Source organism: Natronosalvus caseinilyticus (assembly GCF_017357105.1).
GTDB lineage: Archaea > Halobacteriota > Halobacteria > Halobacteriales > Natrialbaceae > Natronosalvus > Natronosalvus caseinilyticus.
Genome location: NZ_CP071596.1, coordinates 2,184,508 through 2,200,669, shown reverse-complemented (window position 1 = coordinate 2,200,669; position 16,162 = coordinate 2,184,508). Strand labels below are relative to the sequence as shown.

Genomic DNA, 16,162 nt, shown 5'->3' with positions numbered 1-16,162 from the left:
CATGAACGGATCAGACACCACCAACCCCCGCCAGGAACCGCTGACAACTGCCGCGAGCGTCGATGTCGCACTCGAGCGCCTGCAAGCTGGCGAGCCGATCCTCGTCCACGACGCGGCCGACCGCGAAGGCGAGACCGACCTGATCTACCACGCCGACGCCGTCACGCCCGAGGCCGTCTCCCGCCTGCGCAACGACGCTGGCGGCCTCGTCTGCGTCGCGTTCGAGGACGCGGTCGCCGACGCGTTCGACCTCCCGTTCTACGACGACGCCGTCGATCACCCGGCGACGGCCGGTCACGACCTGGGCTACGACGAGCGCTCGTCGTTCTCGCTGACGGTCAATCACCGGGACACCTACACCGGGATCACCGACAACGACCGGTCACTGACGATTCGGTCGCTCGGCGAGGCCGCCGCCGACCCGGACGAAACCGACTTCGCCGAGGCGTTTCGCGTCCCTGGTCACGTTCACCTGCTCCGGGCCGCCCCCGACCTCCTCGCACAACGCGAGGGCCACACCGAACTTGGCGTCGCGCTGGCACTCGAGGCCGACCTGTCGCCCGCCGTCGTCGTCTGTGAGATGCTCGACGACCGGACTGGCGAGGCGCTCGCGCCGGCGGACGCGCGAGCCTATGCCGACCGACACGAGTTCGTCTATCTCGAGGGGAGCGACGTGCTCGGATATCTCGACTAATCCCAGGATCTGTTTTTCTCGACTCTGCTCGAGGCATTTCTAGACCACTCTATACTCGAACACTGCCGACTCCCCCTCAAAAGGAGATGTGCGAGGTCGACGACGGCCCTTCACTACCACCGTCGTCTTCGGTCCCGTCTTCGCCCCCGTCTCCGCCGTCCTCGAGGCCACCCTCGTGGTCGAAGTGATATATCGAATCCGTCAGGTAGACCCGACCGTCCTCGACGCTCACGTCGACGCCGACGAGTCGCGTCCCGGCGGCTTCGCCGTTGTCGCACGCCCCCGAACAGGCGTCGTACATCGAGCCGTGTCGCGGACAGATAATCTCCTCGTCGCGCATCGCGACGCCGCGGCCGACGTCGAGTCGCTGCGGTTCGTGCATACAGCGGTTGATCCACCCCTCGACGCCGTCCTCACAGGGGACGAGGATTGCCTCCTCAGCCTCGCCGTAGCGGTCGCGAACCGTGAACAGCCACGACCGGGATTCCTGGACCGTCTCGAGCGTCGTGAGTTCCGTCCGGCCTGCCATGTATGGGCCGGTTCCGACGCGAGCGACAAAACGTCACCGTTAGGACACCGGAGCGGCGACGGGAGGTATGGACGTGCCGTGTGTCCGCGTTCGTCCCGAGCACGGCGAGACCGTTCGGAGTCGGCTCGCCGACGCGGACCTGATCGCCGACGAGTTCGAGATTACCGTCGAGGACGGCTGGCTCTACGTTCCCGTCGCGGTCCAGGGTGGGTACTCGAGCGAAACGGACGACGAGGGCGAAACGGACGGCGAAAGCGGACGCCCGGTAGACGCTCTGCTCTCGGATCTTGAGGATCTCGAGGATCTCGAGGTAGACTACGCGCTCGTCAACCACGACGTCCCCGCACGCGATACACAGACGATGCCCGCGGATCTCCTCGGCTTCGAACCCTCCTACGAACGACTGGGCGATACCGCGCTCCTCGAGGAGGACGACCCCGAACGGGCGCGGGAGATCGCCGACGCGATCGTCGCGTCCGACCTGCCGCTCGAGACGGTGCTGAACAAGGCTTCGAAGATCAAGGGCGAGGCCCGCGTGCGCGACTGGGACGTGGTCGCCGGTGAGGGGACGACCGTCGTTCACCGGGAGTACGGCTGTGAGTTCGCACTCGACCTCGCCTCGGTGTACTTCTCGCCGCGTCTCGCCACCGAGCGCCACCGGGTCGTCGAGCAGGCGAGCGAGGGCGAGCACGTCTTCGACATGTTCGCCGGCGTCGGCCCGTTCGTGATTCCATTCGCCAGACGTGGTGCCGAGTGTGTCGGCGTCGACGTCAACGACGTCGCGATCGAGTACCTCCGGGCAAACGCCGACCGAAACGGCGTCGCGGATCGGGTGACGGCAATCGCCGCGGACGTCCGTGAGGTCGCTCCCGACTACGAGGGCTGGGCCGACCGAATTGTGATGAACCTCCCCCACAGCGCGGACGCATTCCTCGAGTTCGCGGTGACGGTCGCGGGCGACGACTGCGTGCTCCACCTCTACGACATCCAGCACGAGGACGACCCCTTCGGACCGGGAGAGCGAGCGATCCGCGAGGCCGCCGAACCCGATTACGAGGTAACCGTCGAGACCCGGCGCGTCGTTCGATCCTACGCGCCTCACGAACTCAACGTCTGCCTGGATGTGCGCCTCGAGCGGCGGTGAGGTGATGGCCGAAATCCAGCCTCGGTGAGAGGAAAACGAGCCTGGCTCGAGGTGAGAGATTGAACTCGGCTCGAGCGACAGACTCGATTCGCAATCCTTATGCCGGCTATCGGTCCTACGTAGAAGTGGACGCAGACACCTGCGCCAGTATAGCTCAGCTGGCAGAGCGAATCCTTCGTAAGGATTAGGTCGAGGGTTCAAATCCCTCTACTGGCTCTTTTTGTTCGATCGTCAGACCGAACGAGCGACGGATTTGAATCGGGCGAGTGGGGCCGATCGGTGAACGTCCGTCGTCGTCCTATTCGCGAGGCCAGTGTCGCGCTCTCTTTCGATTTCCAGAGAAGGTCGTCCACGATTGACGCCTGCGAGTGTACGTCAACTCGAGTTTCAGAGTCAACGTGAGAGTCAGCAGTTTCACCCTCTTCTTTAGTGATAAATCACATGACAGTATATCAAATACACGAAAACGCTGGCGCAATAGGGTCGACGAACGGCAAGTTCGAGGCGTATTGCGCGTGTCCAGGTCCTCGAAGATGCTGACAGCGTTGATCGACTGACGACTGCATCGAGTCGCGACTGTCGAGTCCCGAGTTCGATGTTCGACGTCGCCTCGAGCCGTAGAAACGAGTGAGTTGGGGCCAAACCGGCCAGTTCAGTACTACACCGACGCTCGCATCGTCGTCAGGTACCCCGCCAGGTCGGTCGTCGTGACGATGCCGACGACGCCCTCGGCCTCGTCGACGACCGGCAGGTGGTGGACCCCATGTTCGAGCATCACGTTCGCCACCTCGGTGATCGGTTGTTGGGGCGAGACGGTCACGACGCTGGTCGTCATGTAGCGCTCGACGATCGTCTCCGCTTTTGGGAAACTCTCGGCGACGATGGTGACGAAGTCCGTCGTCGTCAGGATCCCCTCGAGGCGCCCGTCGTCGTCGACGACGACGAGCGAGCTGATGCCGTTCTCGAGCATCGTCTGGCCGGCGTCCTCGACGAGGGTGTCGGGTGCGACCGTTACGAGATCCGTACTCATCAACCTGGCAACGAAAATGTCGTCCATACGTTGTGGTATTGGAGTCCGGCTATAAATATTCTCACGCCACGAGATGACACCCCGGCACGCTCGAGAGCAGCCCCTTCCCATCCCTCCGCCACCGTTGTGTCAACCCCAGTGACGTCCCCTGTCGCACATCAGGCGTGGTGAACGTACCCTCGAGAACTAACCCGCTCGCGGTCCTCCGTTCCAATACGATGGCCACACCTGAACCGTCCGACTCGAGCGACGACGCGACACAACCGAGGCGACCACGCGTCGACGACACGACGGGATACGGCGTTGCGATGACGTTCGTCGCCGGCCTCTTGCTGGCGCTCGCGTACTACGGCTGGCTCGCGATTCGAGGACCACAGGGGCTCGGACAGGCCCTCCCCGAGCCGTTCTACCTGCTCGCGATCGCCCTGCTGTTCGTCGTCGAACTCCTCAACAGCCGCCGGGCCGGACTGGTCGTCGCCGTCGCCCGCGCCATGGCGGTCGCGGCACTCTACGGCGCCCTGTTCGTCCTCGCGGTCGAGGGCGGCGCGTACATCATGGACGACCCGGCGGTCTTCCTCGAGAACTTCGTCGGCGTCACCGTCGTCGCGATTTCGCTCGTCGCCGCCGCACTCGTGTACGTGGCATACCTGACGGTGCTCGAGACGGCGTGAGCCAGAGCGGCCAGTAACTGGCCACGTCGGGTACAGGTTTAAGTACCATACAGTCACTACTCCGTGGCATACCGCCATGCCGACACCCGAGTCCTCGACACTCGAGGGGACGCTCATCGCCCTCCCGTATCCCCGCCACGACCTCCTCGAGCGCGTCGCCGACGAGTACGCCGCGCTCGTCGAGTCCCACGGATCGAAGAACGTCTTCGTCCTCAAGCGCCACCCGGCGGGACTCGACCGCCTCGAGCGAGGACTTCTCGAGACGACGGACAGACCAAACGTATCCCAAAACGCCAGCGGTCCGCGAGTCGAATCGCTCCCCGAGCACGCCTCGAAGGTTCTCGAGACGTACGACCCGATGCTCGAGCGCCTCGAGTACGAGGAGCGGATCGAACTCATCTCGCTGGTCGTCGCCGGTGCGAGTCTCGACGTCCCGCCGTACCTCGAACGCGCGAGCGAGCACGACAGTTTCGCCCGCGACGTCGGACGACTGTTGCTCGAGGCGACCCGCCAACGGGTCGACGCTACAGGGGATCGAGACGGGGGCGCCATCCACCCCTGTCTCGCCTTCCTCTACGCGATGAACGACCGGTTCCACGACGAACTCGACTCTCGAGGCTTCGTCGAACGGGCTGACGTGGTCCCGCGAGTGGTCGACCTGCTCGAGGGCGACGCTGACGGCCTCCGCGAGCGGATCACGGACTCGTTCGACGCCGTTCTCGCCGTGCAGTTCGAGGAGTTTCGCCGCCTCGACAGGCGCTATCTCGCGGCGCTGACTGGGGACGCCGAACTCGTCTGCATCGGCCAGCGACACGCGAGCGTCGAGCGGACGCGAGTCGAACCCGGATCGCTCGAATCGATCGCGGACGGTCTCGAGGTCCGGCCGCCGACGCGACAACCCGAGTCGAAGCCAGCCCACGACGCGATCGCTCGAGCGCTGGCGACTGGAACGGGTGGCAGGAACGATCACGACCTGTATGCCGATGTGAACGAAAATGAGCACACGAACGCTCGAGCGTACCGACTCCGAACGGAAACCGCTCGAGCGCAGATGCGGTGGGTCGCCAGCGAAATCCAGTCGCTCCACGACCGACACGACTGGTCGTTCGACGAGTTCGCGGTCGCCGTCCCGCAAGCGGAACGCGTTCCCCGGACGCGACGGCTCCTTCGCGACGGGGGCGTTCCCACGGCTACGATCGGAACGCCCTCTCTGGCGGACGACCCCGCCGTCAGCGAACTCTACGCCGTCATCGAAGCGCACTGTACGCTCGAGCAGGGTAGCGATCCGGCCGAGATAGACGAAGTCGTCATCACCCGACTCGAGGCCCGAGTCGAGGGATTTTCTCCGCGAGACGTCGAAGCCGCCCACGGGCAGCCGGTGAGGACCGCACTCGAGTCGTGGATCCAGCGAACGAATATGAAGGCGCGCATCGCCCGCGACGAACCGTGGATCGACGCCCGCGAACAGTTCCAGAGTATCCGTCGCGTCCTCGAGATCGCCCGATTCGTCGAGCGAACGGACCTCGTCGCCCCCGACTGGCAGGGGCTGCGACGAATGCTCCAGCGAACGATCGAGTACGACGCCCCGCACGTCCACGCCATCGAGACGCGAGCGCCGGGCGGTGGGGTGACCGTCTGTCCGATCGACGAACTGGCGTACGACTCGCGGGAAGTCGTGTTCCTGCTAGATCTGATCGACGACACCTATCCCGGGACGCAGTTTCTCACGCCGCTGTTTCCGACGGCGTGGCTGCGCTCGATGCCATCTTATCCCGCCGTGACCGACCCCTCCGCATCGACGCTCGAGGAGACGTTCGCCCCGGTCACGGACGGGTCGGCCGTCGCCGATCGCTTCGAGACGTATCACGCCGAGCGGGCACGTCGACGGCTCGCCCTCGGTTCTCGGGCAACCCGGACCCGGCTCTACTGCTGTTCGTACGAGCGCGAAACCGAGGGCCTCCGGCGGACCCACGACGAGTCCCGATTCGTTCGGGAACTCGCGTCCACGCCAGGGATCGACCTCGAGCCTGTCGACGTGAAACGCCGAGACCACGTCGGCTACGGACGGCAACGAACCCTCGAGGCCGCTCTCGAGGTGCCCTGGGCCGGCCTCGAGACACTCCTGGGCCGTGCATCGATGGGCGAACCGGTCGACCTCGATGCGACGGCGGAGCGAATCCAGGAGCTCGCCCTCGCCCTGGAGCACGAAGACGTCGACGAGACGATCCGGGACGCCGTCTACACGCAGTTCGAGTTCGCAGCGGGCGAGGTGAACCGATGACGGGAAACTTCACCGAGGCCGACGCGAAGACGCCCCTGCCATCGCGCGCCGAGACCCAATCGATCTCGATCGACGGCGTTCGAACCCACCTCCGGTGTCCGCAACGGTACCGATACGCCCACGAGTACGGCCTGCAGACGGGCGACGACGAGCCGCAGGTAGCCCGACTCGAGTTACTCCGAACGGCCATCTGTGAGGCCCTTCGTGCGGGGGACGTCGACACCCTCGAGACGCGTTCCCTGGACCGGTTCGCCGACCGCTGGGCGGACTACGGCGAGGGGGTCCACTCACGCGCCCAGCGACGACACGAGCGTCGAGTGCTCGAGGCGGCGATCCGAGCGTACGTCGAGGTCATCGGTGCCGACCACGCCGAGTGTCTGTACGCCACCAGGGCGAGCGGCGTCGACGGCGAACTCGTCGGTCCGGACCTGCCGCTTCGATCGACGGTGTCGGCACCTCGAACGACGGCTGATGACGACGAAGCCTCCCCTCTTCAGATCGACGTGCCGATCGATTACGCCGTCCTCGAGGGGTCGTCCTTCGTTGGGGTTCGGTTCGTCCCGACCGCCGCTCACCTGAGGATACTTCGCTATCGATCCGCGTGGGACGGCGACGTCGCCGATCGGTTCGCCGGACACTTCGATCCGGACCGGGCCGAATTCGCCTCCGGACTGGTCGCCACCCTGCTCGAAACGGCTGCCGCTCTCGACGGATTACGGACGCTTCGTGACCGCCTGGACCTCGAGGACGCTCGCACCTGCCGGTACGTCCAGGTCCCGGTCCTCGACCGGAATCGGCTGACCGTCAACCCGCTTCGCGAGCGCGTCGAAACGAGCGTCGAGCCGGTGGACCTCACCGAACCCTACCTGGACCATCACACGTTCGGAATGACACACGAACACCGAAATCAGACGGTCGACGATCGGTTGCGACAGGTGGCAACCGCCGCCATCGCCGGCGTCGACGAGGAAGCGTTCGAGTCCCGCTGGGACCGGATCAAGCGTGACGTCTGCCCGACGTGTCCGTACGCCGTCTGCTGTACGAAGTACCTCTCGAGCGAGGTGGCCTTCGATGGATGACCATCGGCTCTCGAGGTCGACGCCGGGCCTAGCCCCGAAAGGGAACCAACCCGCCGTCATCGCGAGTGAGGCCGCGTGCACGTCCGTCGACGCTGGCGCCGGAACCGGGAAGACGACCACGATGCTGGCACGGATCGAACGGGCGCTCGAGAACGGCGACGTCGACCCCTCAGACGTGCTCGTCGTGACGTTTGCGAACGAGGCGGCCGCGAGCATTCGAGCGTCCATCGCCGAGCGACTCGAGCCGTCCGTCGCTGCGGCGATCGAGGTCCACACGTATCACTCGTTTTGCTACCGGCTGGTTCGAGAGTACGCCTACTATCTCGGGATCTCCCCGTCGTTCGAAGTCGTCACCGAGCGGAAGCGACGGCGGCTCCTCAACCGGCTCCTCGCCGAGTACGAGTACGACTTCGCGGCCGTCGACGTGGCGCCGACGAAATCGGCCACGCCGTCGACGCTTGCCGGATCGGTCGACCACTTCGTCTCGGTGATGAGTCGTGAGGAGATCGATCCGGATGCTCTGATCGACGCCCTGCCCGACGAGCGGACGCTCGACCTCCTCGAGGAACTGCTCCTGTGGCTTCGCGGCGAGGCGACGGAATCGCTGTCGTTCGACAACGAAGCGATTCGGTACTTCAACCGGGACGAACACATCACAAAAATTCGCGAGGCCCTCGTCGAGTACGGCACACTGTTGACGTTTTGTCGAGAGAAAATCGCCGAAGGGCCAGCGGCGTTTCGCGACGATCCGGTGGTGCGAGAGGTCGACGCCTACCTCCGCACGCTTCAGGCGTGCGTGACGAGAACGCGAGAAGCGATGTCGCTCGACGACCCGTCGACGAAGCACCTGCCACCTGTCCTCTTCGGCAACGAACTCTGGCGGGACGGGGCGAAGACGATCGAACAGACGCCGTTCGGCCGACTCGAGCACTACGTGGCCGTGCTCCGACAGGCCGGCCACTACGCCGAGATCTACGCCGACTATCGGACGAGGCTCGAGACCGACGGCGCGGTCGACTTCGACGAACTCGTTCGGACGGCGACGCGCCTGCTCGAAGACGAGGCTGTCACCGAGGAAATCGCCCAGCGGTGGAGCCACGTCTACTGCGACGAGTTCCAGGACACCGACGCGACCCAGTGGAAACTCGTCACCGAACTGACGCACGGCCCGGATCGACCCGATCTCCTCGCCATCGGGGACACGGACCAGGCGATCTACGGCTGGCGCGGGACCGACCCCAGGGGCCTCGACCGCCTCGGTGCGAACTACGACGACCACGAGTCGGTCGAACTCGAGTTGAACTTTCGGTCGAAACAGGAGATTCTGGATCTGACGAACCACTGCTCGTACGGCACCCAGCCCTCGAAGACGCTCCGGGAACACGGGCGGACGCGGGGGTCGTACGACGAGGCGAGCCCGCCCCACCGGGTGCTGAAAGTCGAGAGCGACGAACTCGAGTCGACGATACCCGAGCAGGTCGGGACGGCGATTTCACGACTCCTGAACGGCGACTGTGGATCCGTCCCGGAGCGAACGCTCGAAGACATCGCGGTCATCGTCCGGACGAACGCACAGGCGCGCAATATCGCTGTAGAACTCGAGCAACGCCAGATTCCCTGCGAGCGATCGGGCTCGGCGACAGGGTCCGTGTCGGAGGGGGCCCAGACGGTCCTCTCGTACCTCCGGGTGCTGGTCGATCACGACGCCGACACGCACCTTCGCCGAGTGCTTCTCGCGCGGTATCGAGTGTGTGAAGCCGATATCTCCCGTCTCCACCGCCGCAACCGTCGGCTGTACGACGCGCTGTTCGAAGCCGACCTCGAGGCCGAACCCTTCGACGAACCGGATCGACTCGAGCGGGCGCGTGCCGATCTCGAGGCGCTCGCGACGGCGAAGGATGCCTCCCCGATAGCGCCGTTTCTCCGACGGTTCCGGGAGCGGACGAACCTCGAGTGGTTTCTGGGTCCCGACGACAGCCAGACGTTCGAGCGGATCGAACGGTTCGTCGACGCCAGGACCGGCACCGACGTTCTCGAGTCGCTCTCGACCCGGTTCGTCGACGCGCTCGAGGCGGTGCTCGCGGGCGGCTCGGGCGACCGCCAGCAGGGAACCACGTCCGCGGACGCCGTCGACGTCATGACGGTACACCAAGCCAAGGGCCTCGAGTTCGACACGGTCCTCGCGCCGTACCTCTCGGACGAGGAGTGGTGCGTTCGGCGAGACTACGCCTACGGGGCCCGGTATCGCCTGCTCGCCGCGACGCTCGACCCGGCCGTCGACTCGCCGCTGTGTGCGAATCTCGCCGCGGAGCCGACGGCCGAATCCTGGCGCGTTCTCCACGTCGCGCTCACCCGGGCGGAAAACCACCTGCTCGTCTTCGGCTCGAACTACGACTACGAGGGCGGGGGCGGCGACCTCGCCGCCTCCGCGGCCGACGCGTGTCTCCCCTCTGCGATCGAGTGGTCGGTTACCGGCGAGCGGATGAACCTCTGGTCGGAACTGGTGACGGCGTTCGACCGGGTGCATGAAACGTACCCCGAAACGGTCGTCGACGTCACCGACTCGCTCGCCGAACCGTCGACGCACACCACCGGCGCAGTGGATTACCTCGGTAGCGACGGCCGCCGGATGCTCGAGACGGACGAGGCCCTCGACGTCGTCCACCGGCTCGGGCGACAGCTTCGGAACCGAACGCTGTTACCGGCTGCGGACGCTGCCCCGTCGGTCCCCGAACTCGACGTGCCGGCGGGGCGACGGGTCGGAGCGCTGGATATAGCGGCGTCGCGATTCGCCACGGACGCGTTCTCGAATTCGGGACGCGAACGGTTCCCCGAAGCACTCGAGCACAGTTACAGTGCGCTGGCGACCCACGACCAGTGTCCGCGAAGGCACTACCTCGAGTACGTCGTGGGGGCGCCCGACGATCCAGTCCCGGGTGACGATGGGCGACAGGAGATTGACTCGACCCCGGGCGACGGTCGATCGGGCCCCGAGTCGAACCCGCGACTCGTCGGCACGGTCTTTCACGCCGTGGCCGAGGAAGCGTTCTACCGGGAGTACTCGAGCCCCGAGGAGTGGCGTCAGGCGGCCACCAGACGGCTCACGGCTCGCGGACAACGAGGACACGAGAAGGCAGTCCACCGGTGTATCGATCGGTACTTCGACGCCAGCGAACCCGACCTCGAGGCGCCGGTTCACGCGTGGGACGAACTGGCCGCCGAACTGTCGTTTGCGGTCGACGACGTGCCCGGCGTCGACGGGTCGGTCGTCGGGTACGTGGATACGGTCCGACGGGCACCCAACGGACGGCTCGTCGTCCTCGACTACAAGGCGACGAGCGAGCGAATCGACCCCGAAGCGGCCCTCCAGCTTACGCTCTACGCCCGCGCCTGTGAACGCCGGCTCGGTGAGCCCGTCGACGCCGTCGGCTACGTGTACGTCGGACCCGTCGAGGGACCTCGGGTCGTCCTTCACTCCCGGTCGACGACGCCCGACTGGGAGGCGGTTCGACGGGGACTCGAGGCGCTGGATAGACCGACCTACGCCGAGACGACGCCGGGATCGCACTGCCGGAACTGTCCGCATCAGTCGCTCGGGTGCGCTCCCTCGCTAGACGAGACGTAGCGTGGTATCGAGACGAAAAACGACGTAGAAACGAATCGACGCCGCACGAAACCAGGTTCGATCGAGTGGTGCCGATTCGAGTGGTGCCGATTCGAGCGTAGCCGATTCGAGCGACCGCAACAATCGTCGGAGCCGTCCACCACCTGACCGCCGTGCTAGTGTTCGCGCGTCCCTCTCAATCGTCGCTCGTGGCGAACTCCGGTGATTCGGGTTCGGAACCCACCGCTGGTGATTCGGGAAGTTCGGCACGGACGTCGTCCCGCCCGTCCTCGGTGATCGCCTGGTGGTAGGCCTCGGGCATGACCTTCACGAACGACTCGAGGGTGCGCTCCCAGTTCGCCAGGAGGTCCCGCCCGCGCTCGGAACCGGTGTAGGCGACGTGGTTCTCGAGTAGGCGCTCGAGCATGGCCTCGTCGGCCTCGTCGAGGTCCTCGTGGAGCGAGACCATACCAGTGTTGGCCCTGCGCTCGAGTGCCGCGTCGGGGTCGAAGACGTACGCGACGCCGCCGGACATCCCCGCAGCGAAGTTGGTTCCGGTCTCGCCGAGGACGGCGACGACGCCACCGGTCATGTACTCACAGCCGTGGTCGCCGACGCCCTCGACGACGGCCTTGGCGCCCGAGTTGCGAACCGCGAAGCGCTCGCCGGCGACGCCGTTGACGTACAGTTCGCCGCCGGTCGCGCCGTAGAGGGCGACGTTGCCGATGGCGACGCTCTCGGTCGGTTCGTAGGCGGCCGTTTCGGGCGTCCGAACGGTGAGTTTCCCGCCCGAGAGGCCTTTGCCGACGTAGTCGTTCGCGCTGCCCTCGAGGTGGAACGAGAGGCCGTGGGCGAGGAACGCGCCGAAGCTCTGGCCGGCGGTGCCCTCGAGGTCCACGGTGAGGGTATCCTCGGGGAGGCCGGGTTCGCCGTAGCGGCTCGACACCCGGTTCGAGAGCATGGTGCCGACGGCACGGTCGACGTTCCTGATCTCGGTTTCGACGGTCTGGGGGGTCCGGTCCTCGATGGCCGCGCTGGCCTCCTCGATGAGGGTTCGGTCGAGCTGATCCTCGAGGCCGTGGTTCTGTTCCCGAGTTTTGGTCCGGACGTCGCCTTCGGGTTCGGCCAGGACGGCCGAGAGGTCGACGGTTCGGGCCTTCGGGTGGTCGACGTCCTCGCGCTGGGAGAGGACCTCGACGCGTCCGATCATCTCGTCCAGCGTTTCGAAGCCGAGTTCGGCCATGATCTCGCGCAGTTCCTGGGCGATGAACGTCATGAAGTTGATGACGTGCTCGGGTTCCCCGGGGAAGCGCTTGCGGAGGTCCTCGCGCTGGGTGGCGACGCCGACCGGGCAGGTGTTCTTGTGACACTGACGAGCCATGACGCAGCCCTCGGCGACGAGGGAGGCGGTGCCGAAGACGTACTCCTCGGCGCCGAGCAGGGCGGCGACGGCTACGTCACGTCCGGTCTTCATGCCGCCGTCTGCCGAGACGCGGATGCGATCCCGGAGGCCGGTGGCACACAGCATCTGGTTCGCCTCGGCCAGGCCGAGTTCCCACGGGAGGCCGGCGTGCTTGATCGAGGTCCGGGGCGAGGCGCCGGTGCCGCCGGAGTGGCCCGAGATGTGGACCACGTCGGCGTTGGCCTTCGCGACGCCCGCAGCGATGGTGCCGATACCCGCTTCTGAGACGAGTTTGACGTTGATGTCGGCGTCCTCATTGGCCGCTTTCAGGTCGAAGATCAGCTGTTTCAGATCCTCGATCGAGTAGATGTCGTGCAGCGGCGGCGGCGAGATGAGGCCGACGCCGGGCGTCGACTTGCGCACGCGAGCTATCATCTCGTTGACCTTCTGGCCGGGCAGGTGGCCGCCCTCGCCGGGCTTGCTCCCCTGGGCCATCTTGATCTGGAGTTCGTCCGCGCTCGAGAGGTACGTGCTGGTGACGCCGAAGCGACCCGAGGCGACCTGCTTGACGGTACACTCGCGCTCGGTGCCGAAGCGTTCGGGCGGTTCGCCGCCCTCGCCGGAGTTACTCTTCCCGCCGATACGGTTCATCGCGACGGAGTTGTTCTCGTGGGCCTCCGGCGAAAGGCTCCCGAGGCTCATCGCGGCCGTCGAGAACCGCCCGACGATGTCGGCGACGGGCTCGACGTCCTCGAGCGGGATGGACTCGCGGTCCGAGTCGAACTCGAGGAGTCCGCGGAGAGTGCGCAGGTCTGCGGACTGGTCGTTGATCCCCTCGGCGTACTCCCGGTAGCGCTCGTAGTCGCCGGAGCGAACGGCCTGCTGGAGCGTTCCCACGGACTGGGGATTCCACTGGTGGTGGATGCCGCCCGAGCGGTGCTCGAACTCGCCCTGGCGGTCGAGGGTCGCCTTGTCGTCGAAGGCGGTCGCGTGGCGCTCGAGGAGGTCCGCTTCGATTTCGGCGAGGCCGATCCCCTCGGTGCGGTTCTCGGTCCCCTCGAAGTACTCCTCGATCAGGCTCGAGTCGAGGCCGACGGCCTCGAAGATCTGGGCGCCCTGGTAGCTCTCGACCGTCGAGATGCCCATCTTGGCCATGATCTTCAGGAGGCCGTCCTCGAGCGCGCCGACGTAGGCGTCGATGGCCACGCTGGTGTCCGCGCCGTCGGAGCCGGCCGTGAGGTCCGCGATGGTCTGGTAGGCGAGGTAGGGATTGATCGCGTCGGCGCCGTAGCCGATCAGGGTCGCGACGTGGTGAACGGTTCGCGGGTCGGCCGACTCGAGGACGATCCCCGCATGGTTGCGCAGGCCGTTTCGCACGAGGTGGTGGTGAACGGCGCCCATCACGAGCAGGCTCGGGATCGCGACGCGGTCGTCGACGCCGCGGTCGGAGAGGATCACCACGTCGTTGCCGGCCTCGATCGTCGCGACGGCGTCCTCGCGAACGCGCTCGATGGCGGCCTCGAGCGCCTCGCCGTCGGGCTGGTCGGCAGCTTCTTTGCAATCGTAGGTGACGTCGACCGTCCCCGTCGTAATATCGTTCGTCTGGCAGTCGCGAATCGCCTCGAGTTCGGCGTCGGTGAGGACAGGCGAGTCGAGGACGAGCTGGCGGGCGTGTTCTGGCGACTCGGCGAGCAGGTTGCGCTGAAATCCCAGCCGGGACTCGAGCGAAGTGACCTGTTCCTCGCGGATGTAGTCGAGCGGCGGGTTCGTGACCTGGGCGAACAGCTGTTTGAAGTACGAGAACAGCGGCCGGTTGAACTCGGTGAGCACCGACAGCGGCGTGTCGTCGCCCATCGAGCCGATCGGGTCTTTCCCCTTCTGCATCATCGGCTCGATCAGGTTCTCGAGTTCGTCGTGGGTGTAGCCGAACGCGGCCTGGTGGGGGCGCAGTCTGTCGACGGCCTGGCGCGGTTCGGGGTCGGCCGTCTCGAGGAGGTCCTCGACGTGAACCTGTTCGCGGGCGAGCCACTCGCCGTAGCGGTCGTCGACGAGGCCGTCGAAGACCTCCTCGTCCGGAATGACCCGGCCCTCGTTCGGGTCGGCCAGGAACAGTTGACCGGGCTGGAGCCGCCCGCGCTCGGCGATCTTTTCGGAGGGCGTCTCGAGCGCGCCGGCCTCGCTGGCGGCGATCAGGCGGTTGTCGGTCGTCACGTCGTACCGACAGGGACGCAGACCGTTCCGGTCGAGAACGGCGCCGACGCGTTCACCGTCGGTCGCCGCGACGAGGGCTGGGCCGTCCCACGGCTCGACGAGCGAGGCGTGGAAGTCGTACCAGTCCTTTCGCGCCTGGTCCATCTGGTCGTCACCGCGCCAGGCCTCGGGAACGAGCATACGGAGAGCGTGGGGAAGGTCGCGCCCGTCCTGCACGAGCAGTTCCACGGCGTTGTCGACGCTCGCGGTGTCGGACTGGTTGGGGTCGTTGATGACGGGTTTGACGGCCTCCAGATCGGTTATGACCTCGCTCTCGAGGTCCGTCTCGCGGGCGCGCATCCAGTTGACGTTGCCCTGGATGGTGTTGAACTCGCCGTTGTGGACGACGTTGCGATAGGGGTGAGCGAGGTGCCACGCCCCGAGGGTGTTCGTCGAGAAGCGCTCGTGGACCATCACGAACGTCGACTCGAGGCGCTCGTCAACGAGGTCGGGGTAGTAGCTGGCGACCTGCTTGCCCTTGAGCAGGCCCTTGTAGACGAGCGTCTTCGAGTCCAGCGAGCAGACGTAGAATCGACCGGAACCGTCGACGTCGGCGTCCTCGACCGCGTTCTCGAGCGCGCGGCGAGCGACGTAGAGACGGCGGTCGAAGTCGTCCTCGGCCAGTTCGTCCGTCGACGAGACGAACACCTGCCAGACGTCGGGTTCGGACGCGAGGGCCGTCGCGCCCAGCTCGTCGTTGTTCGTCGGCACGTCCCGCCAGGCAAGGATTTCGAGTCCGTACTCGGCGAGAGCGTCCTCGACGAGGTCGATGAGCGCTTCGCGGGCGGCGTCGTCCTGTGGGAAGAAGATCGATCCGGCGGCATACTGCGACGGCAGGTCGACGTCGAGTTCGTCGCGGAAGAAGGCGTCGGGCATCTGGAGCACGATCCCCGCGCCGTCGCCGGTGTTCGCTTCGGCGCCGGTGGTGCCCCGATGCTCGAGGTTGACGAGGAGTTCGAGGCCGTCGGCGACGACGTCGTGGCTCGCTCCGCCGTCGAGGTCCATGACGACGCCGAGACCGCAGTTCGACCGTTCGTCTTCGGGGCTGGCGAGGCCCCGCTCGCCGTGAGACGAGTCACTGTGTGGCTGTGTCATACGCACCCGAGGTTTTCGCACCCACAAGAGGGTACCCCATTATGACTAAGGGTATTATAATGCCATATTAGGGAATTAAAACCGTAAGGGTGTACGAGAATACGAAAGCGTGTACTACGGGTGCAGGAGGGACAGTGAACGGCCGAGGAACCAGTGCACTGTCGGATCGCGATCACGTCGCTCTCGCTCGGTGAGAATCGTCGCCAGAAAGTGTCAGAGGCACGTAGTGTCCATCCGCTGGATGCACACCACGATAGGTAGTCACCGCTGGAACCATATGCACTATGGGGCTAAACGATTAGGTTCGGGTAAGTCACTCATTCACTCACACTCATTTACTCACTTGCTCACACTCACTCCCCCCATCAACTCGTGCGAAGACG

General features: G+C 65.9%; 9 protein-coding genes and 1 tRNA gene. 7 read left to right on the top strand and 3 right to left on the bottom strand.

Going from position 1 to position 16,162, the window contains the following annotated elements:
• Window position 1 precedes the first annotated feature (1 nt).
• The gene (ribB, locus tag J1N60_RS10625) at window positions 2-694 is read left to right on the top strand and encodes a 3,4-dihydroxy-2-butanone-4-phosphate synthase (protein WP_312907289.1); all 693 of its coding nucleotides are present in this window, start codon (window positions 2-4) and stop codon (window positions 692-694) included.
• 76 nt (window positions 695-770) lie between these two features.
• Here the strand turns inward: ribB and J1N60_RS10620 are convergent, their stop codons facing one another.
• On the bottom strand, window positions 771-1,223 hold the full coding sequence (locus J1N60_RS10620) for a Rieske (2Fe-2S) protein (RefSeq protein ID WP_312907287.1): 453 nt from the start codon (window positions 1,221-1,223) through the stop codon (window positions 771-773).
• Between the two features lie 67 nt (window positions 1,224-1,290).
• Between J1N60_RS10620 and J1N60_RS10615 the strand changes: the two genes are divergently transcribed.
• Window positions 1,291-2,367: a class I SAM-dependent methyltransferase gene (locus J1N60_RS10615; RefSeq protein ID WP_312907286.1), complete on the top strand. Its 1,077-nt coding sequence runs from the start codon at window positions 1,291-1,293 to the stop codon at window positions 2,365-2,367.
• 143 nt (window positions 2,368-2,510) lie between these two features.
• A tRNA-Thr gene (locus tag J1N60_RS10610) sits at window positions 2,511-2,583 on the top strand.
• 442 nt (window positions 2,584-3,025) lie between these two features.
• Here the strand turns inward: J1N60_RS10610 and J1N60_RS10605 are convergent.
• The gene (locus J1N60_RS10605) at window positions 3,026-3,424 is read right to left on the bottom strand and encodes a CBS domain-containing protein (protein ID WP_312907284.1); all 399 of its coding nucleotides are present in this window, start codon (window positions 3,422-3,424) and stop codon (window positions 3,026-3,028) included.
• A 191-nt stretch (window positions 3,425-3,615) separates the two neighbouring features.
• On the opposite strand from J1N60_RS10605, the gene J1N60_RS10600 reads away from it, so the two are divergent.
• The 4 genes from J1N60_RS10600 (at window position 3,616) to J1N60_RS10585 (ending at window position 11,053) form a co-directional block, all read left to right on the top strand.
• Window positions 3,616-4,068, top strand: a complete 453-nt coding sequence (locus tag J1N60_RS10600; RefSeq protein WP_312907282.1) for a hypothetical protein — start codon at window positions 3,616-3,618, stop codon at window positions 4,066-4,068.
• Window positions 4,069-4,144: 76 nt separating this feature from the next.
• On the top strand, window positions 4,145-6,349 hold the full coding sequence (locus J1N60_RS10595; protein ID WP_312907280.1) for a hypothetical protein: 2,205 nt from the start codon (window positions 4,145-4,147) through the stop codon (window positions 6,347-6,349).
• Window positions 6,346-7,428 (top strand): hypothetical protein, encoded by a 1,083-nt coding sequence (locus tag J1N60_RS10590; protein WP_312907278.1) that lies wholly within the window; start codon window positions 6,346-6,348, stop codon window positions 7,426-7,428. Before J1N60_RS10595 ends, J1N60_RS10590 begins: the two co-directional genes overlap by 4 nt.
• A complete protein-coding gene (locus J1N60_RS10585) occupies window positions 7,421-11,053 on the top strand; it encodes a UvrD-helicase domain-containing protein (protein WP_312907277.1) in 3,633 nt (1,210 codons plus the stop codon). Before J1N60_RS10590 ends, J1N60_RS10585 begins: the two co-directional genes overlap by 8 nt.
• A 175-nt stretch (window positions 11,054-11,228) precedes the next feature.
• Here the strand turns inward: J1N60_RS10585 and gltB are convergent, their stop codons facing one another.
• Window positions 11,229-15,779 (bottom strand): glutamate synthase large subunit, encoded by a 4,551-nt coding sequence (gene gltB / locus J1N60_RS10580; protein WP_312907276.1) that lies wholly within the window; start codon window positions 15,777-15,779, stop codon window positions 11,229-11,231.
• Window positions 15,780-16,162: the final 383 nt, after the last annotated feature.